At 71.4% G+C, this 17,924-nt stretch carries 17 protein-coding genes; 9 read left to right on the top strand and 8 right to left on the bottom strand.

Annotation, left to right across the window (positions count from 1 at the left end; genetic code table 11):
* The first annotated feature begins 149 nt into the window (after positions 1-149).
* Both IM787_RS09460 and IM787_RS09455 read left to right on the top strand, forming a co-directional pair.
* A complete protein-coding gene (locus IM787_RS09460) occupies positions 150-767 on the top strand; it encodes a Crp/Fnr family transcriptional regulator (RefSeq protein WP_193676429.1) in 618 nt (205 codons plus the stop codon).
* Entirely contained in the window at positions 764-1,231 is a 468-nt protein-coding gene (locus IM787_RS09455; protein ID WP_193676428.1) for a GNAT family N-acetyltransferase, read from the top strand. The genes IM787_RS09460 and IM787_RS09455 overlap by 4 nt, the downstream gene beginning before the upstream one ends.
* Position 1,232: 1 nt before the next feature.
* On the opposite strand, the gene IM787_RS09450 is transcribed toward IM787_RS09455, so the two are convergent.
* The 5 genes from IM787_RS09450 to IM787_RS09430 all read right to left on the bottom strand — a co-directional run bounded on the left by IM787_RS09450 (position 1,233) and on the right by IM787_RS09430 (position 5,493).
* Positions 1,233-2,030, bottom strand: a complete 798-nt coding sequence (locus IM787_RS09450; protein WP_193676427.1) for an alpha/beta fold hydrolase — start codon at positions 2,028-2,030, stop codon at positions 1,233-1,235.
* 13 nt (positions 2,031-2,043) lie between these two features.
* Positions 2,044-2,397 (bottom strand): hypothetical protein, encoded by a 354-nt coding sequence (locus tag IM787_RS09445; RefSeq protein ID WP_193677132.1) that lies wholly within the window; start codon positions 2,395-2,397, stop codon positions 2,044-2,046.
* Positions 2,398-2,483: 86 nt separating this feature from the next.
* Positions 2,484-3,269, bottom strand: a complete 786-nt coding sequence (locus tag IM787_RS09440) for an enoyl-CoA hydratase/isomerase family protein (protein ID WP_193676426.1) — start codon at positions 3,267-3,269, stop codon at positions 2,484-2,486.
* Positions 3,269-4,234: a Bug family tripartite tricarboxylate transporter substrate binding protein gene (locus tag IM787_RS09435; protein ID WP_193676425.1), complete on the bottom strand. Its 966-nt coding sequence runs from the start codon at positions 4,232-4,234 to the stop codon at positions 3,269-3,271. Before IM787_RS09435 ends, IM787_RS09440 begins: the two co-directional genes overlap by 1 nt.
* Before the next feature lie 29 nt (positions 4,235-4,263).
* Positions 4,264-5,493: a pyridoxal-phosphate-dependent aminotransferase family protein gene (locus tag IM787_RS09430; protein ID WP_193676424.1), complete on the bottom strand. Its 1,230-nt coding sequence runs from the start codon at positions 5,491-5,493 to the stop codon at positions 4,264-4,266.
* Positions 5,494-5,616: 123 nt separating this feature from the next.
* Between IM787_RS09430 and IM787_RS09425 the strand changes: the two genes are divergently transcribed.
* From IM787_RS09425 to IM787_RS09410, 4 genes are read left to right on the top strand one after another with little or no spacing between them, the layout of a single operon-like run.
* Positions 5,617-6,303 carry a GntR family transcriptional regulator gene (locus tag IM787_RS09425; RefSeq protein WP_193676423.1) on the top strand — a complete coding sequence of 229 codons (687 nt, stop codon included), beginning with the start codon at positions 5,617-5,619 and terminating at the stop codon, positions 6,301-6,303.
* Entirely contained in the window at positions 6,300-9,368 is a 3,069-nt protein-coding gene (locus IM787_RS09420; protein ID WP_193676422.1) for an FAD-binding and (Fe-S)-binding domain-containing protein, read from the top strand. Before IM787_RS09425 ends, IM787_RS09420 begins: the two co-directional genes overlap by 4 nt.
* A gap of 13 nt (positions 9,369-9,381) precedes the next feature.
* Positions 9,382-9,834: a GNAT family N-acetyltransferase gene (locus tag IM787_RS09415; protein ID WP_354004385.1), complete on the top strand. Its 453-nt coding sequence runs from the start codon at positions 9,382-9,384 to the stop codon at positions 9,832-9,834.
* Positions 9,831-12,038, top strand: a complete 2,208-nt coding sequence (locus IM787_RS09410; protein ID WP_193676421.1) for a hybrid sensor histidine kinase/response regulator — start codon at positions 9,831-9,833, stop codon at positions 12,036-12,038. Before IM787_RS09415 ends, IM787_RS09410 begins: the two co-directional genes overlap by 4 nt.
* Here the strand turns inward: IM787_RS09410 and IM787_RS09405 are convergent.
* The 3 genes from IM787_RS09405 to IM787_RS09395 all read right to left on the bottom strand — a co-directional run bounded on the left by IM787_RS09405 (position 12,035) and on the right by IM787_RS09395 (position 14,884).
* Entirely contained in the window at positions 12,035-12,928 is an 894-nt protein-coding gene (locus tag IM787_RS09405; RefSeq protein ID WP_193676420.1) for an NAD(P)-dependent oxidoreductase, read from the bottom strand. The two genes, IM787_RS09410 and IM787_RS09405, sit on opposite strands and share 4 nt — an antisense overlap.
* Positions 12,925-13,872 carry a tripartite tricarboxylate transporter substrate binding protein gene (locus IM787_RS09400; RefSeq protein ID WP_193676419.1) on the bottom strand — a complete coding sequence of 316 codons (948 nt, stop codon included), beginning with the start codon at positions 13,870-13,872 and terminating at the stop codon, positions 12,925-12,927. Before IM787_RS09400 ends, IM787_RS09405 begins: the two co-directional genes overlap by 4 nt.
* A 103-nt stretch (positions 13,873-13,975) precedes the next feature.
* Positions 13,976-14,884: a LysR family transcriptional regulator gene (locus tag IM787_RS09395; protein ID WP_193676418.1), complete on the bottom strand. Its 909-nt coding sequence runs from the start codon at positions 14,882-14,884 to the stop codon at positions 13,976-13,978.
* Between the two features lie 83 nt (positions 14,885-14,967).
* On the opposite strand from IM787_RS09395, the gene IM787_RS09390 reads away from it, so the two are divergent.
* Genes IM787_RS09390 through IM787_RS09380 form a run of 3 tightly spaced genes read left to right on the top strand, consistent with a single transcriptional unit; the run spans position 14,968 to position 17,909 of the window.
* A complete protein-coding gene (locus IM787_RS09390; RefSeq protein WP_193676417.1) occupies positions 14,968-16,209 on the top strand; it encodes an alpha-hydroxy acid oxidase in 1,242 nt (413 codons plus the stop codon).
* 28 nt (positions 16,210-16,237) lie between these two features.
* Positions 16,238-16,915 (top strand): RraA family protein, encoded by a 678-nt coding sequence (locus IM787_RS09385; protein ID WP_193676416.1) that lies wholly within the window; start codon positions 16,238-16,240, stop codon positions 16,913-16,915.
* Between the two features lie 13 nt (positions 16,916-16,928).
* Positions 16,929-17,909, top strand: a complete 981-nt coding sequence (locus IM787_RS09380; protein ID WP_193676415.1) for a tripartite tricarboxylate transporter substrate binding protein — start codon at positions 16,929-16,931, stop codon at positions 17,907-17,909.
* Positions 17,910-17,924 lie beyond the last annotated feature (15 nt).

The following is a 17,924-nucleotide window of genomic DNA, read 5'->3' as shown; positions in this document are numbered from 1 at the left end:
TCGGAGTCCGTTCGGTTGGTTGCGGGCGCGGGCCGGCCGTCCCCGCGACGCCTCCCCTGCTCCCTTTCCGCAACGATACCGCAGCCACCCCGCGGCACGCCAGCGAAACCGTCGCGACTGGGCATAGACTCCTCCCCGCAGGACTTCCCATGACCGACGCCGACCTCGCCCTCGTCAAGGACCCCGGCATGCGCCTGCTGGCCAGCCTCGGCTGGCTGCACCGCATGCCCGCGAACACCGTCTTCATCAACGAAGGCGATGCGGCGGACAGCGCCTTCGTCCTGCTGGCGGGCCGCGTCAAGGTGTTCGCCTCCGACGCGGACGGCGCGGAGATCGTCCTGAACATCTGCGGCCCGGGCGAATGCATCGGCGACATGGCGCTGGATGGCGGTCCGCGCTCGGCGTCGGTGATGACGCTGGACCGCGTGACCTGCGCGGTGGTCTCGCGCGACGCGCTGCGGCAGGCCATCGCCGGCGACCCGGACTTCGCCATGCGCCTGATCACCACGCTGATCCGCCGCAACCGCATCGCCACCTCCAAGATCAAGGGGCTGGCGCTGCAGGGCGTGCGCGAGCGCGTGCACACGCTGCTGGAGGGCCTGGCCGTGGAACGCGGCGGCGTGCGCATCGTCGGCGAGCGCCTGTCGCAGACCGAGATCGCCAGCCGCGTCGGCGCCTCGCGCGACATGGTCAGCCGCGTGTTCAAGGAACTGCAGGCGGAAGGGCGCATCGCAATGGACCGCCGCCAGATCACGCTGCTGCGATGATCGCCGGCGCCGCGATCCGCCTGGCGACGCCCGGGGACGCGCCGGGGATCGCCGCGCTCTCCCGCGACGCCATCGAACACGGACTGCCCTGGACCTGGCAGGCGCCCCGCGTGGCGCGCGCCATCGCCAGCCCGGACACGAACGTGGTGGTCGTCGGCCCGCCGGAAGCGATCGCGGCCTTCGGGATCATGTCGTACCTGGAAGACGACGCGCACCTGCTGCTCTTCGCGGTGCAGGCGGCGCATCGCCGGCGCGGACTGGGCAGCGCGGTGCTGGCGTGGCTGGAGGACGTTGCGCGCGCGGCCGGCGCGAAACGCATCCGGGTCGAGGCGCGCCGCGACAACGCGGCCGCGCGCAGCTTCTACAACGAGCACGGCTACCACGAGCGCGCACTGGCGCCCGAGATGTACAGCGGCTTGCTCGACGGCGTGCGGCTGGAGAAGTGGCTGCGCGCGCCGGAATGAATCAGGCCGGCGCCCGCGCCTGCTCCAGCAAGTCCCGCAACACCTGCAACACGAGCGCGGGCTCCGACATCTGCGGGAAGTGCCCGCTCTGCTGCGCGATGACCTGTTCTCCCAAGGGGGACAGGCGCGCGAGCTCGTCCTGGTGTGCACGCTTGGCGCCTGCCACGGCGGGCGACACCTGTGCCGCCCGCGGCGTGAGGCCGCCCGTCACGACGCGCAGCGGCACCGGCGGGAAAGGGCCGGCCGCCGCGATCTCGCGCGCGATCTCTTCCGCCGCGGCCAGTTCGCTTTCCACGTTGGCGCGGAAGAACAGCTCCGGCAACTCCAGCAGCTTGCCGAGCGCCTTCACCATGTGCTCGGCGTTCTTCTGCAGGGCCTCCGGGTCGTCCGGGTGCGTCGCTTCCAGCAGCAGCACGCCGGCAACCTCGCCCGGGTGCAGGCGCGCGAACAGGTTGGCGAACAGGCCGCCGAGCGAATGCGCCACCAGCACGTACGGCGGTTCCACCCCGGCGTAGCCGAGCAGCTCGCGCAGCGAAGCGATCACCACCGTGCCGGACTGCCGATCGCCCGGCGCATCGCTGCCCTGCATGCCGAAGCGGTTCCAGGCGAACACGGTGCCGAGCTGCTCGATGACCGGATAGAGCGATTGCCAGCCCTGCAGGCTCACGCCCGCGCCGCTGAACAGCACGATGGAGGGCGTGCCGGTGCCGGACACCGTGAAGCTGAGGCGGCCGCTGCGCGTCTGCAGCGCCTGGATGGGCGGCAGGACGCCGATGGGGCCGCCGCCGTCGTCCTGCATGCGGTGCGAGGCGTCAGGCGCCGCCGATGCCGACGATGACGATGCCCGTGCCTTCGCAGTTCGGGCATTTCGACGCGCCCAGGCGGCCCGAGCCGCCGCACTCCGGGCAGACGTTCTCGCCCGTGCTGGGCGTGCCGGCGGGGGCTTCGTCCCCGGGCGCGATCGGCGCCTGCGCACCGGTCGGCTGGCGGGGCGGCTGCCCGGCGGGCTGGTCGGAGCGGCCTTCCGTCCCGCGGGCGCGCACGTTCGCGAGGTCGATGGACGCGCCGGGGTCTTCCTCGCCGGCGACGGATTCGTCCAGGTCGATGGGATCGCCGGGACGCGCGGGGGCGTCCCGGCCCAGTCCAGGTTGCTGCTTGGCGGCCATGTGCACACTCCGGTGGTTCAGGCCATCGTAGGCACTCCGAAGCCGCGCCGGCGTAGGACGGCAGCCCAGCGCCGGACCGCCCGGCCTCAGCGCCCCTTCCAGGCCGGCGGACGCTTCGCCAGGAACGCCTGCACGCCTTCGCGGAAGTCCTCGCTGCCGTAGGTGCGGCGGATCAGGTCCTCCGTGTCGGGCAGCGAATGCTTCAGCAGGCGCTGCAGCGTTTCCTTGCTGACCTGCTGCGTCACCGGCGCCAGCACGGCCAGCCGGCCACACAGCTTCCGGGCCGCGGCGTCGATGTTGCCGTTGGGAACGATCTCCAGCACGTAGCCGCAGGCGTGGGCCTCGTCGACGTCGATCAGGTCGGCCAGCAGCAACAGCCGCTGCACGCGCGGCCGACCGAACGCGGCGACCAGCCCCGCCACGTTGCCGGCCGACAGGCAGTTGCCCAGCGTGCGCGCGATCGGCACGCCGAACTTCGCCTGCGGCGTCGCGATGCGGAAGTCGCAGGCGCTCGCGATCGCCAGGCCGCCGCCGATGCACCAGCCCTGCACCGCCGCGACCGTGGGCATCGGCAGCGAGGCGATCAGCCCGATGGTCGCGTCGATGCGGCGCTCGTACTGCACGCCGTCCTCGCCCGTGAAGTCCTGGAACTGCGCGATGTCGGTGCCGGCCACGAAGGCCTCGGCCCCCGTGCCCTGGAAGCGCACGGCGCGCACCGAAGCATCGTCCCGCAGCTGCTCGCAGACCTCGCGCAGCCGCTCGTACATCGGCCAGGTGAGCGCGTTGCGGGCCTCGGGCCGGTCGAAGGTGACCGACGCGATGCCGTTCTCGAGCGCCAGGTGCACCGCGCCCTGGCCGGGAGCGTCCGCCATCAGCTGTCGACCTTCACGTTGGCTTCCTTGATCACCTTGGCCCACTTGCCTTGTTCGACGGCCATGAACTGCGCGAACTTCTCGACCGAGCCGCCGCCGTCCTCGGCGCCCGAGGCTTCGAGCTTCTCCATCACGTCGGGCATCTGCAGCGCCTTGTTCACGTCCTCGTTCATGCGCCTGGCCATGGCCGCCGGCATCTTGCCCGGGCCGACCAGCCCGTACCAGGTGGTGGCTTCGAAGCCGGGGAAGCCGGACTCGGACATCGTCGGCACGTTCGGGTGGCCGGCCGCCCGCTTCTGGCGCGTCTGCGCGATGGCGACGGCCTTGCCGTTCTTCACGTGCGGCGTGGCGGCCGTCATCGTGTCGAAGCTGTACTGCACCTGCCCGCCGATCAGGTCGGTGAGCATCGGGCCGGAGCCCTTGTACGGCACGTGGATCGCCTTCACCCCGGCCTGCAGCATGAACATCTCCAGCGCGAGGTGCTGCGCGCTGCCGGGCCCGGCCGAGCCGAAGCTGACCTTGCCGGGCTGCGCCTTGCACAGCGCCACCAGGTCCTTCACCGTCTTGGCCGGCTGCATCTGGCCGCAGATCAGCAGGTTGGGCGTGACGCCCACCAGCGCGATCGGCTGGAAGTCCTTCTCGGCGTCGTACCCCAGCTTCTGCAGGTTGGGCATGAGCGCGTGGCTGTTGATGTGCGCCATGTGCAGCACCGTGCCGTCGCCGGCCTGCTTGGCCACGTAGTCGGAGGCGATCGTGCCCGACGCGCCCGCCTTGTTCTCCACGATCACCTGCGTCTTCCACATGTCGCCGAGCTTCTGCCCGATCACCCGCGCCAGGATGTCGGTGCCGCCGCCGGGCGCGAAGCCCACGATGATGCGGACCGGCCCGGTGGGCAGGTTCTGCGCGCCGGCCATGGGCAGCGCGATGGACGCGGCCACGCCGGTCATGAAGGTTCTGCGTTGCATGCTTGTCTCCTGTCGTCGTTGGTGATCGGTCAGGCCGCCTGCTGCAGGGCGACCGGCGCCGGGTGGCCGGCGAAATAATCCATCGCGGCGGCGACGCCGGAGCCGGCGAGCTTGACGCCCGAGAGCTTCAGCCCCATCTCGCAGCCCGAGAGCGCGGCCATCAGGGTGAGGTCGTTGCAGTCGCCGAGGTGGCCGATGCGGAACATGCGGCCCTTCACCTTGCCCAGGCCCGTGCCCAGCGACAGGTCGAAGCGCTCGTAGATCAGCTTGCGCACGGCGTCGGCGTCCACGCCTTCGGGCATGACGACGCCGGTCAGCACGGGCGACTGGCTCTGGGTCTCGGTGCACTGGATCTCCAGCCCCCACGCCTTCACCGCGCTGCGCACCCCCTCGGCCCAGCGGCGGTGGCGCGCGAACACGCCCTGCAGCCCGCCGAAGTGCGGGTCCAGCAGCATGTCGCAGGCTTCCGCCAGCCCGTACAGCAGGTTGGTGTTGGGCGTGTACGGCCAGTAGCCGGACTTGTTCATCTCCACGATCTCGTCCCAGGCCCAGAAGGACTTGGGCAGCTTCGCGGACCTGCTCGCTTCCAGTGCGCGGGCGGACAGGGCGTTGAAGCTGATGCCCGGCGGCAGCATCAGGCCCTTCTGCGAGCCGCTGACGGTGACGTCGACGCCCCATTCGTCGTGCTTGTACTCCGCGGACGCGAGGCCCGAGATCGAATCGACCAGCAGCAGCGCCGGGTGCTTCGCGGCATCGATCGCGCGGCGCACCGCAAGGATGTTGCTTGTGGCGCCGGTGGACGTCTCGTTGTGGACCACGCAGACGGCCTTGATGGCGTGGCCGACATCGGCCTTGAGGCGCTCCTCGATCAGGTGCGCCTGCACCCCGCGGCGCCAGCCCTCCACGCCGGGCAGCCCGAGGAACTCGGTCTTCAGTCCCAGGCGCGTGGCCATCTTCTGCCACAGCGTGGCGAAATGGCCGGTCTCGTACATCAGGACGTGGTCGCCTGGGCTCATGACGTTGGCGAGGGCCGCTTCCCAGGCACCGGTGCCGGACGCGGGATAGATCACGACCGGCTGCTTCGTCTGGAACACCTGGCCGATGCCCTGGAGCACGCGCTTGCCGAGGGCGCCGAACTCCGGCCCTCGGTGGTCGATGGTGGGCAGGCTCATGGCCCGCAGGATGCGGTCCGGCACGGGCGACGGGCCGGGGATCTGCAGGAAGTGGCGGCCGGTGGGGTGGAAATCGAGCGTGACCATGGGTCCTCAGGCGGTTCGGATGGGAAGTGCGGCCGATTTTTGCATACAAAATCCAGCTGTCAATGCCTGACTACTCTGCTGCGAGGGTTTGCGCCGCAGCAAATCTGCATACAAAATGGCGGCATGACGGCCGAAGTGATCTCCATTCCCCGCGCGGCGCTGCACGAGCAGGTGGCGCAGCGGCTGCGCCAGATGCTGGTGGAAGGGCGCATCGCGCCCGGCGCCAAGCTCAACGAGCGCGAACTGTCCGAGCTGCTCCACGTGTCCCGCACCCCGCTGCGCGAAGCCATCAAGATGCTGGCCGCCGAAGGGCTGGTGGAACTGGTGCCGAACCGCGGCGCGATCGCCGTGTCGCTGACCGAAGCGGACATCCTGGACACCTTCGAAGTGATGGCCGGGCTGGAGGGCCTGTCCGGTGAGCTCGCGGCACAGCGCATCACCGACGCGGAACTCGCCGAGATCCGGGCGATGCAGTTCGAGATGATGGCCGCCTACACGCGGCGAGACCTCTCCACCTACTACGCGATCAATGCCCGCATCCACCGCGCCATCAACGCCGCCGCGCGCAACCCGGTGCTGTCCACCGTCTACGACCAGGTCAACGCCCGCCTGCAGGCGCTGCGCTTCCGCTCCAACCAGGATGGCGAGAAGTGGAAGGCGGCGGTGCAGGAGCACGAGAAGATGATCGAAGCGCTGTCGGCCCGCGACGCGGGTGCCATGCGCCAGGTGCTGGTGGCCCATCTGCACAACAAGCGCGACGTGGTGCTGGAGCAGCTGCGCGAGGCCGGCGCGCAGGGGAACGCGGCATGAACGCGCCCCTGCCCCTGACCGTGACGCGCGAAGGCGCCGGCACCGCCTACGACGACGTCGCGCGCGTCAGCAACGAAGTCGCCGGCCGGCTGGCGCAGCGGCTGGCCCGCGAAACGCGCGGCGAAGTGCTGTTCACGCCGGGCGACCGCGGCCGCTATGCGACCGACGCCTCCATCTACCAGGTCATGCCCGTCGGCGTGTTCCTGCCGCGCACCGCGGAGGACGCGCGCATCGCCCTCGACATCTGCCGCGACCTGAAGGTGCCGGTGGTGCCGCGCGGCGGCGGCACCAGCCAGTGCGGGCAGACGGTCGGGGCCGGCCTCGTCATCGACTTCTCCAAGCACGTGCGCCACGTGCTGCAGGTGGATGCCGAGGCGCGCACCGCCACCGTGGAGCCCGGCATCGTGCTGGACCACCTGAACGCGCAGCTGAAGAAGATCGGCCTCTGGTATCCGGTGGACGTGTCCACCGCCGCCCAGGCGACGCTGGGCGGCATGGCCGGCAACAACTCCTGCGGCAGCCGCAGCATCGCTTACGGCAACATGGTCCACAACGTGCTGGGCGCCGAGGCCTGGACGTCGGACGGCGCGCTCCACGCCTTCGGCCGCTTCGACGAGAGCACGGGCGCGGCGCGCCTGCTGGGCGAGCGCGTGCGCGACCTGGCCGCCGCGCTGCGGCCCGAGATCGAGGCGCACTGGCCCAAGGTGCTGCGGCGCGTGGCCGGCTACAACCTGGACGTCTTCCACAACCAGAACGAGCGGCCCTACACGGCCGACGGCAGCGTCAACCTGGCGCACCTGCTGGTGGGCAGCGAAGGCACGCTGGCCCTCACGCGCAGCCTGAAGCTGCGGCTGTCGGAGCTGCCACGGGCCAAGGTGCTGGGCGTGGTGAACTTCCCGACCTTCTACCAGGCGATGGACTCGGCCCAGCACATCGTCAAACTGGGCGGCGACGGCACGCTGACGGCGGTGGAACTGGTCGACCGCACGATGATCGAGCTCTCGTTGCAGAACCCGGCCTTCGCTCCGACGGTGCGCACCGCGCTGATCGGCGAGCCGGACGCGCTGCTGCTGGTGGAGTTCGCCGGCAACGACAAGGCGTTGCTGCAGCGCAAGCTGCGCGAACTGCAGGAGCTGATGGGCGACCTGGGCCTGCCCGGCGCGGTGGTGCTCATGTCCGAGGAGGCGCCGCAGAAGAACCTGTGGGAGGTGCGCAAGGCCGGCCTCAACATCATGATGAGCCTCAAGGGCGACGGCAAGCCGGTCTCCTTCATCGAGGACTGCGCGGTGCCACTGCAGCACCTGGCCGAATACACCGACGCGCTGACGCAGGTGTTCCGCCGCCACGGCACCAAGGGCACCTGGTATGCGCACGCCTCGGTCGGCACGCTGCACGTGCGGCCCATCCTCGACATGCGCCGCAACGGCGCGCCCGAGATGCGCCGCATCGCGGAGGAAGCGGCGGAACTGGTGCGCAAGTACAAGGGCGCCTACAGCGGCGAGCACGGCGACGGCCTGTGCCGCGGCGAGTGGATCCGCTGGCAGTTCGGTCCCGCGATCGACACCGCCTTCGGCGAGATCAAGCGCCTGTTCGACCCGCTGGACCTGCTGTCTCCGCGCCGCATCGTGAACCCGCCGCGCATGGACGACACGCGGCTGATGCGCTTCCCGCCGGGCTACAAGGTGATCCCGCTGCAGCCCGCGCTGGACTGGAGCGGCTGGGACGTGCAGAACGATCCCGCCACCGAACGCACCACCGCGCCGGGCACCGGCGGCGACCCCGCCAGGGGTTTCGCCAAGGCGGTGGAGATGTGCAACAACAACGGCCACTGCCGCAAGTTCGACGCCGGCACCATGTGCCCCAGCTACCGCGTGACGCGCGACGAGCAGCACCTCACGCGCGGGCGGGCCAACACGCTGCGGCTGGCGGTGAGCGGGCAGCTCGGCCCGGACGGCCTGGCCAGCGAAGAGGTGCGCGATGCTCTCGACCTGTGCGTCAGCTGCAAGGGCTGCAAGCGCGATTGCCCGACCGGCGTGGACATGGCGCGCATGAAGATCGAGTTCCTGCACGCCGACCGCCGCAAGAACGGCTGGTCGCTCAAGGACAGGCTGGTCGCCCGTCTGCCCGACTACGCGGCCACGGCGAGCCGCTTCGCGGGCGTGCTGAACCTGCGCAACCGCAGCGGCCTGCTGCGGGCCCTGGGCGAGAAGGTGCTCGGCGTCTCCGCACGGCGCTCGCTGCCCGAATGGCAGTCCGCGCACTTCTTCAACAGCGGCGTGCACGGCGCGAGCCGGGACGAGGTGCTGGCGGCGGACCGGCCGGTGGTGCTGTTCGTCGACACCTTCAACGGCTTCTTCGAGTCGGCCAACGCCAAGGCGGCGTTCGACGTGCTGCGGGCGGCCGGCTACACGGTGCACGTGGCGGCGAAGAAAGGCGGTGGCGGCCAGCACCTGTGCTGCGGCCGCACCTTCCTGGCCAGCGGCATGGTCGACGAGGCGAAGGCCAAGGCCGGCGAACTGCTGGCCGCGCTGCAGCCCTTCGTGGCACGCGGCATCGCCGTGGTGGGACTCGAACCCTCGTGCCTGCTCACGCTGCGCGACGAGATGACGGCCATGGGCTTCGGCGAGCCGGCGCAGGCGCTGGCGCGCCAGTCGCTGCTGCTGGAGGAGTTCCTGGCCCGCGAGGCCGCCGCCGGCCGCCTCGATGCGTTGAAGCAGAAGCTGCGGCCGCTGGACCAGCCGGTGCTGGTGCACGGCCATTGCCACCAGAAGGCCTTCGGCGCGGTGTCGCCGGTGCTCGAGGTGCTCCAGCTCATCCCGGGCGTGCAGCCCCAGCTCATCGAGAGCAGTTGCTGCGGCATGGCGGGCAGCTTCGGCTACGAGGCGCGCCACCATGCGGTGTCGATGCAGATGGCCGAGCTGAGCCTGCTGCCGGCCGTGCGTTCGGCGCCGGAGGCGGTCGTCGTCGCCGACGGCACCAGCTGCCGGCACCAGATCCACGACGGGGCGGAGCGCCAGGCGGTGCACGCCGCCGTCCTGCTGGCCCGTCAACTCGGCCAACCCTAGGCACAATGGCTGCGTGACCGCCCCATGCACGATCCGCGCCGCCCTGCCCTCCGACGAAGCCGCCTGGCGGCAACTGTGGAGCGGCTATCTCGACTTCTACCGGGTCGACCTGGCGGAAGAGACCACCCAGCGCACCTGGCGCCGCATCCTCGATCCTGAATCGGCGGTGCTGTGCATCGTGGCCGAGGTCGAAGGCCAGGTGCGCGGCTTTGCCCACTGCGTCGTGCACGAGAACACCTGGGAGACCCAGCCGGTGTGCTATCTGGAGGACCTGTTCGTCGCGCCCGCGGCACGGGGCCAGGGCGTGGCCGCCACCCTGATCGAATGGCTGCGCAACGCGATGCGGGCCGAGGGCTGGGCCCGGGTCTACTGGGTCACCAAGGCGGACAACGCGCGGGCCAGGCGCCTCTACGACCGCTTCGCTCCCGTGGACGACGTCGTCCGCTACATGATCCGGTCCGCATGAAGCTGCCGGCGCCGGGAAGACCGCTGCGGTACCGGCTCTTCCTGCTGGCCGCCAGCGGCCTGCTGCCGCTGGCGATCGTCGCGGCGGTGGTGCTGGCCTACATCTCCGGGGAGCGGGCGCACGACGCGCGGGCGACGGCCCTGCTGGTCTCGCGCGCGCTGGCGACTGCCATCGATGCGGAACTGCGCGCCACCGTCAGCGTGCTGCAGAGCATGTCGCTGGTCGACGAGCTGCACGGCGGCGAACTGGAGGAATTCCATGCCCTCGGGCGCCGCATCGCGGCCAGCCAGGGCTGGCGCGCCGTCGTGCTGGCGGATCCGCAAGGAAAGCTGCTCCTCAGCTCCGCCCATGCCCTGTCCGCGCCGGCGCCCGACGCCGTGGACCCCGAAAGCATGCAGAAGGCCATCGCCACGCGGCTGCCGGTGGTCGGCACCGTGACGACCGGCCCGAGGAACAACCAGGCCTTCGCCGTGCGCCTGCCGGTCCTGCGCGACGGGCAGTTGCGGTACGTGCTCAGCGCGGTGATCCCCGCCGAACACATCCTCGGCGTCCTGCTGCGCCAGAACGTGCCCGGCACCTCCATCGTCACCGTTCTCGACCAGAAGCTGACACGCGTGGCGCGCTCCCGGCAGCACACGTCGCCGGGGCCGTCCCCGTCGCTGGCGGCCCTGCTGGCGACGCCGGAGCGCGAAGGCACGGGGAACACCACCACGCTCGAGGGCATGCGCAGCCACACCGGCTTCAGCCGGCTGCAGGACTGGGGGTGGACCGTGGTCACCGGCATCTCCGCCGAGGACGCGGACACCGGGCTGTACAGCGTGATCGGCGCGGTGGGCGCGGGACTGCTGGCTTCGCTCGCGCTCGCCGCCTTCGTGGCCTGGTACTTCTCGCGCGACGTCATCGAGCCGATCGAGGCGCTCAAGGCCGCCGCCCAGGCGCTGGGCCGGGGCGAACCGGTGCTCGTGAGCCGGCTCGACATCGCGGAGCTGCAGGACGTCGGCGCCGCGTTGAAGCAGGCCGCCGTCGACCGCGACCTCGCCGCCCGCGAGCGCGAAACGCTGCTGGCCCGCGCGACGGAAGCCCTGCGCCAGGCCGAGGAGGCGGGCCGCAGCAAGGACGAATTCCTGGCGATGCTGGGCCACGAGCTGCGCAACCCCCTCGCGCCGATGGCCACGGCGCTGCACCTGATGAAGCGCAAGGGCGACCCAGGCACGCGGCTGGAGCGCGAGGTGATGCAGCGCCAGGTCACCCACATGCAGCGGCTGGTGGACGACCTGCTGGACGTCTCGCGCATCACCGGCAAGCGCCTGGAGATGCGCATGCAGCCGGTGCGCCTGGCCGACGTGGTGCGGCACGCCGCCCAGTCGGTGCAGCCGGTGCTGGGGCTGCGCCGTTTCGGCGTCGAGGTCGCGCCGGACGCCGAGGACCTCTGGGTGTCGGCGGACGAAGTGCGCCTCGGCCAGGTGCTCACCAACCTGCTGGGCAACGCCATCAAGTTCACGGGGCCCGAGGGCAGCATCCGCCTGGCCCTGCGCCGGGCCGGCACGCAGGCGGAAGTCGAGGTGTCGGACACCGGCCTGGGCATGGCACCGGAAGTGCTGGCGCACGTGTTCGACCTGTTCTACCAGGCGCCGCAGGGCACCGACCGTTCGCGCGGCGGCCTGGGCCTGGGGCTGGCGATCTCGCGCAGCCTCGTGGAGATGCATGGCGGCGCCGTGCGCGCGACGAGCCCCGGCGAGGGCCAGGGCAGCACCTTCACGATCACGCTGCCGCAGGTCGCGCCACCCCAGGCCTTCGTGGAGAGCTCCGCGCCGGCCGCGCCGGAAGGCAGCCACGCGCGCGTGCTGCTGGTCGACGACAACCAGGACGCGGCCGACACGGCGGCGGCGCTGCTGCAGCTGTCCGGCTACGAAGTGAAGGTGGCCTACGACCCCGGCGTCGCGCTCACGCTGCTGGACCAGTTCGTGCCGCAGGTGGCGGTGCTGGACATCGGCCTGCCCGGCATGAGCGGCTACGAGCTGGCGCAACGCGTGCGCGCCCACCGCAACGGCGCGCGCTGCCACCTGGTCGCCTTGACCGGCTACGGCACCGCCGCGGACATCGCCAAGGCGGGCGAAGCGGGGTTCGCGCAGCACCTCGTCAAGCCCGCCTCGCCGGTCGACCTGCTGCGCGCGGTGCAGCGCGGTGTCGGCGAAGCAGCCTAGCCGGACTTCTTCCGTTGCACCAGACGGCCGAGCACGGCCCAGTCCAGTTCGCCGTCGCCGCCCTGCACCACCTCGTCGAGCAACTGCTCGGCGACCGGCGCCGCGGCCAGGAAGGCGCCAGCCGCGCGTGCCGTGCGCAAGGCGATGCGCAGGTCCTTGCGCATCAGGTGGGCGCGGAAGCCCGGCTGGAAGTCGCCGGCGATCACGCGCTGCCCGTGCTTTTCCAGCACGAAGCTGCGCGCGGTGCCGGCCAGCAGCACGTCGCGCATGACGGCCGGGTCCACGCCCTGCGACTTCGCCAGGGCGATCGCGTCGGCGACGCCGAGCAGCGCGCCGGCCACCGCCACCTGGTTGCAGGCCTTGACGGTCTGGCCGGCGCCGAGCGCGCCCACGTGCGTGATCGTCCTGCAGAACGCCGACAGCACCGGCCGGCAAGCCTCCACCACCTCGGCCTCGCCACCGACCATGGTGTTCAGCGTGCCGCTTTCGGCGCCCTGCTGGCCGCCGCTGATGGGCGCGTCGAGGAAGGCGATGGCCCCGGCCCGCAGCCGTTCGCCGAAGGCGCGCACCGAGGCGGCGGCGATGGTGCTGGTGTCGACGACACAGCTGCCGGAAGCGAGGCCCTCCGCCAGCCCGCCGGGGCCGAACAGCACCTGCTCCACCGCCGCGTCGTCGGACAGGCACAGGAACACCAGGTCGCAGCGCCGCCCCAGCTCCGCCGGCGTGGCGGCGGCGACGGCGCCGGCGGCCACGAACGGCTGCATGGCGTCGGTGCGCCGCGCCTGAACCGTCAGCGCGTAGCCCGCGCGCAGCAGGCAATGCGCCATGCCGCCGCCCATCACGCCGAGCCCGATGAAGCCCACCCGGGCCTGCGGATCGAAAGCCTTCATCGCGCCAGCGCCTTGCCGATCAGTTCGTACGCCTCGACCACTTCCTTCTGGAACGCGGGCCCTTCGGCGTAGTCCTCGGTCAGGCCCGACTTGGCGACGTACTCCTTCCAGGCCGGCGTCTGCATGGCCTTGCGGAAGGCATCGTGCAGGTAGCGCGTGACCGGCTGCGGCAGGCCGGCCGGACCCATCAGGCCCTTCATGTTGTCCAGCGCCACGGGCACGCCGATCTCGGTCATCGTCGGCACGTTCGGCAGGCCGGGCAGGCGGCTGCGCGAGAACAGCGCCAGCGGGCGCACGCGCCCGGCATCGATCATCGGCTTCATCTCCTCGTAGGCCCCGAAGGCGGAATCGACCTGGCCGCCCAGCAGCGCGTTCATGGCATCCGCCGCGCCCTTGTACGGCACGTGGAGCAGCTTCAGTCCGGCCTGCTTCTCCAGCACCAGGCCGGTGGCGTGGAAGATCCCGCCTTCGCCCGTGGAACCGTAGGAGACCTTTTCGGGCGCCTGCTTCGCCTCGGCCAGGAAAGCCTTCATGTCGGCGAACTTCGAATCCGCGCGCACGGCCAGGATGCTCGGCGCGCGCGACACCTTGATCACCGTGGTGAAGGACTTGCGCGGGTCGTAGGGCAAGGCCTTGAAGTTGCCGACCGAAGTGGTCTCGCTGCCGCCCCCGACGAACAGCGTGTAGCCGTCCGGCCTGGCTTCGGCGACCGCCTGCGCGGCGATGGCCCCGGCGGCGCCGGCCCGGTTCACCACGAGCACGGGCACGGGGAGGATCCCCTTCGCGGCGAAGGACAGCTGGCGCGCGATCTGGTCGGCCGAGCCGCCGGGCGCGAAGCCCACCAGGATCGTGATGGGCTGCGCGGGGGTCCATTCCTGCGCCCAGGCGGGCGCGGCGGCGGCGGCGAGCAGGCCGAGCGTGGCCTGGCGGCGGTTGAGGGTCATCGTGTGTCTCCTGGTTCTGTCGCGGCGGAGTGTCCCCGCCGCGCCGCCGGCCGTCCAATACATAATTTCGGCGCCATTGATGCCCGCGCGGCATCGTGCGGCCTCAGCGGCCGGCGCCGTGCAGCAGGCTGGCCACGACCTCCTGCGTCACCTTGCGGAACGACCGGCCCGCCGGCGTCTCCTGCCCGCGCCGCCAGGCCAGCGCGATGTGCACCGGCTCGGCCTTGTCGGACAGCTGCAGGAAACGCACGTTGCGGGGGTGCAGGTTCCGTCCGGTCGCCGGCACGACGGCGACACCGAGGCCCGCACCGACGAGACCGATGACGGTGTGGATCTGGGTCGCATGCTGCGCCACCTGCGGCCGGAACCCGGCCTGCTCGCACAGCGCCTGCACGCGTGCGTGGAACAGCGGCGCCTCGTCGCGCGAGAACATCACGAACGGGTCGTCGGCGACGCTGCGCAGGCGCACGCGCGTGCGGCCCGCGAGCGGATGCAGCGACGGGACCGCGAGCACGAAGGGGTCGGGCAGCACGGGGACGACCTCCAGCTCCGCCGGCGCGGCCTGCACGCGCAGCAGGCCGATGTCGATGGTGCCCCGCACCAGCGCCGCGTGCTGGGCCGTGATGGGCAGCTCGTGCAGCTCCAACGCGATGCCCGGATAGAGCTGGCGGAAACGTCCCACGATCGACGGCAGCAGGCCATACGTCGAGGAATGGATGAAGCCGACCGAGAGCCGGCCCATCTCGCCGGCGCCGGTCCGGCGCGTGTCGGCGACCGCGCGCGCCAGTTCCTGCTGGATCGCCCGGGCACGTTCCAGCAGGAGCGCCCCGGCCGGGAGCAGTTCCACGCGGCGCTGCGTGCGCCGCAGCAGCGGCGTGCCGAGCTCCTCCTCGAGCTGCTGGACCTGCCGCGACAGCGCCGGCTGCGCGATCGCCAGGCGGGCGGCGGCGCGGCCGAAATGCAGTTCCTCGGCGACGGCCTGGAAGTAGCGCAGCTGGCGGATGTCGATCATCTTGGCGATGCCTTGCCGGCATCAAAAGAAGGCTCATTATGTATTGGACGCATGGATGGCGCGGGGACACACTTGCGGCCGACATGCAGCTCGATCCTTCCGCCGGCACTGCCGCCAGGCATGCGCCCCAGACGACGCCGGCCGCCTCCGGCCCGGTGGCGCTGCCCGGCCGGCTGGGCCACATCCTGTCGCTCGACGATTTCGAGCGCGCGGCGCGCGGCCACCTACCGCGGCCGGTCTACGCCTACATCTCGGGCGCGGTCGAGCGCAACCATTCCCTGCGGGCCAACGCACGGTCCTTCGAGCAGTACGAGTTCGTCACGCGGGTGCTGATCGACATGTCGCGCCGCAGCACCGCCACGACGGTGCTCGGCAAGCGCTGGTCCGCGCCCTTCGGCCTGGCGCCCATGGGCATCAGCGCCCTGTCGGCCTACCGCGGCGACCTGGTGCTGGCGCAGGCCGCGGCGCGGGAGAACGTCCCCATGGTCATGAGCGGCTCCTCGCTGATCCGCATGGAGGAGATCGTGGCGGCCAACCCGGACGCCTGGTTCCAGGCCTACCTGCCCGGCGCGGACGCGGAGATCGCCGCGCTGGTCCAGCGCGTGCAGGCGGCGGGCTTCCGCACCCTCGTCGTGACGGTGGACGCTTCGATCGCCTCCAACCGCGAGAACAACGTGCGCGCCGGCTTCTCCACCCCGCTGCGCCCCAGCGCGCGGCTGGCGTGGGAGGGCCTCACGCATCCGCGCTGGCTGTTCGGCACCTTCCTGAAGACGCTGGTGCGGCACGGCATGCCGCATTTCGAGAACAACTACGCCTGGCGCGGCGCGCCCATCCTGTCGGCGAGCGTCGAGCGCGACTTCTCGGACCGCGGGCACCTGAACTGGGAGCACCTGCGCCGCATCCGCGCCATGTGGCCCGGCCAGCTGGTACTCAAGGGCATCCTCGACGTGCGCGACGCGCGCCTGGCGGTGGAGCACGGGGCCGACGCGATCATCGTGTCGAACCACGGCGGCCGCCAGCTCGATTCCACGGTCGCGCCGCTGCGCGTGCTGCCCGAGATCGTCGCGGCCTGCCCGCAGGTTCCGGTGATGATCGACAGCGGCTTTCGCCGCGGCACCGACGTGCTCAAGGCGCTGGCGCTCGGCGCGAAGTTCGTCTTCGTCGGCCGGCCCTTCAACTACGCGGCGGCGGTGGCCGGCGAGGACGGCGTGCGCAAGGGCATCGCCCTGCTGCGCGACGAGGTCTCGCGCAACATGGCGATGCTGGGCGTGACGTCGCTCGACGCCCTCGATCCCAGCTACCTGCGGCGGGCCGAACCCGCCTGAACCCCTTCACCCATCCCCAAGGAATCCCATGGTCGGTCTCCAGATCCTCCAGCGCCGGCGCCAGGTCGCCGGGCACCTCGTGCAGGCCTTTCGCGACGTGCCGGTGGCGAACATCAGCGACTGCATGGCGCGCCTGACGGCGGGCGGCGCCCGGCTGCGCCCGATGCACAGGGGCGGCTACCTTGCCGGCCCGGCGCTCACCGTGAAGACGCGGCCCGGCGACAACCTCATGATCCACAAGGCGCTGACGATGGCGCAGCCCGGCGACGTGATCGTCGTGGATGCCGGCGGTGACCTGACCAACTCGCTCTACGGTGAACTGATGGTCGGGACCGCGATCCAGCGCGGCGTGGCCGGCGTGGTGCTCAACGGCGCCGTGCGCGACTCGGCCATCATCGCCGCCGGGGACTTCCCGGTCTACGCGGCCGGCATCAGCCACCGCGGCCCCTACAAGGACGGGCCCGGCGAGATCAACGTGCCGATCGCGATCGACGGCATGGTGATCCAGCCCGGCGACCTGGTCGTCGGCGACGCCGACGGCCTGCTGTGCGTCCCCTGCGACGACGCCGAGGCGGTGCTCGCCGCCGTGCGCGAGAAGATGGCCGCCGAGGAGAAGGCGCTGGCCGACATCGCGGCCGGCACACTGGACACCTCCTGGATCGACGTGAAGCTCAAGGCGATCGGCTGCGATCCGCAGCCGCGCTGATGCCCTGCCTGCCATGAAGACGTACTCCGCCCTCCTGCGCCGCCTGCTGCCGGCCCTGCTGCTCTCAGCGGCCGCTCCGTTCGCCGCGCACGCCGCCTACCCCGAGCAACCGGTCAAGATGGTCGTCGCCTACGGCGCCGGCGGCGGCACCGACATCATCGCCCGCGTGATGGCGCCCTACATCGCCAGGTACCTGGGCAACAACGCCAGCATCGTCGTGCACAACCGCGCCGGCGCCGGCGGCGGCATCGGCTTCGCCGAGGTGGCCAACGCGGCGCCGGACGGCTACACGATCGGCTTCATCAACACGCCCAACGTGCTGACGATCCCGATCGAGCGCAAGTCGAACTTCCACTGGCAGGGCTTCGACCTGCTGGGCAACGTCATCGACGACCCGGGCAATTTCTCCGTGCACGCGGACAGCCCGATCCGGAACCTGAAGGAACTCGTCGCCTACGCGAAGGCGAACCCAGGCGCCGTCACCTACGGCACCACCGGCATCGGCTCGGACGACCACCTGGCGGCGCTGATGTTCGAGCGCGCGGCGGGCGTGAAGCTCACGCACGTGCCGTTCAAGGGCGCGGCCGAAGTGCACAACGCCATCGCCGGCAAGCAGATCATGATGGCCGCCATGAACATCGGCGAGGCCCTGCAGTACGCCAAGGGTGGCACGCCGCTGCGCCACCTCGGGCAGATGAGCACCGCGCGCACCACGCTCGCGCCGAACGTGCCGACCTTCAAGGAACAGGGCTACGACATCGTGATGGCCTCGCTGCGCGGCATCGCGGCGCCCAGGGGCCTGCCGCCGCCGGTGCGCGAGCAGCTGGTGAACGCCATCCAGAAGGCCGCCGCCGACCCGGAGTTCCAGGCCAAGGCCGCGAACCACTTCGCGCCGCTGCGCTACCTGCCGCCGCAACGCTACGAGGCGGAGCTCAAGGAAGCCGAGGGCGGGTTCCGGCAGCTGTGGCAGGCGATGCCCTGGGCGGACAAGTGAGATCGCCTCGGCGGC

The sequence above is a fragment of the Ramlibacter pallidus genome (assembly GCF_015070875.1).
Taxonomy (GTDB): domain Bacteria; phylum Pseudomonadota; class Gammaproteobacteria; order Burkholderiales; family Burkholderiaceae_C; genus Ramlibacter; species Ramlibacter pallidus.
Note: the sequence above shows the minus strand (reverse complement) of the source record. Positions and strands in the feature narration are given on the sequence as shown.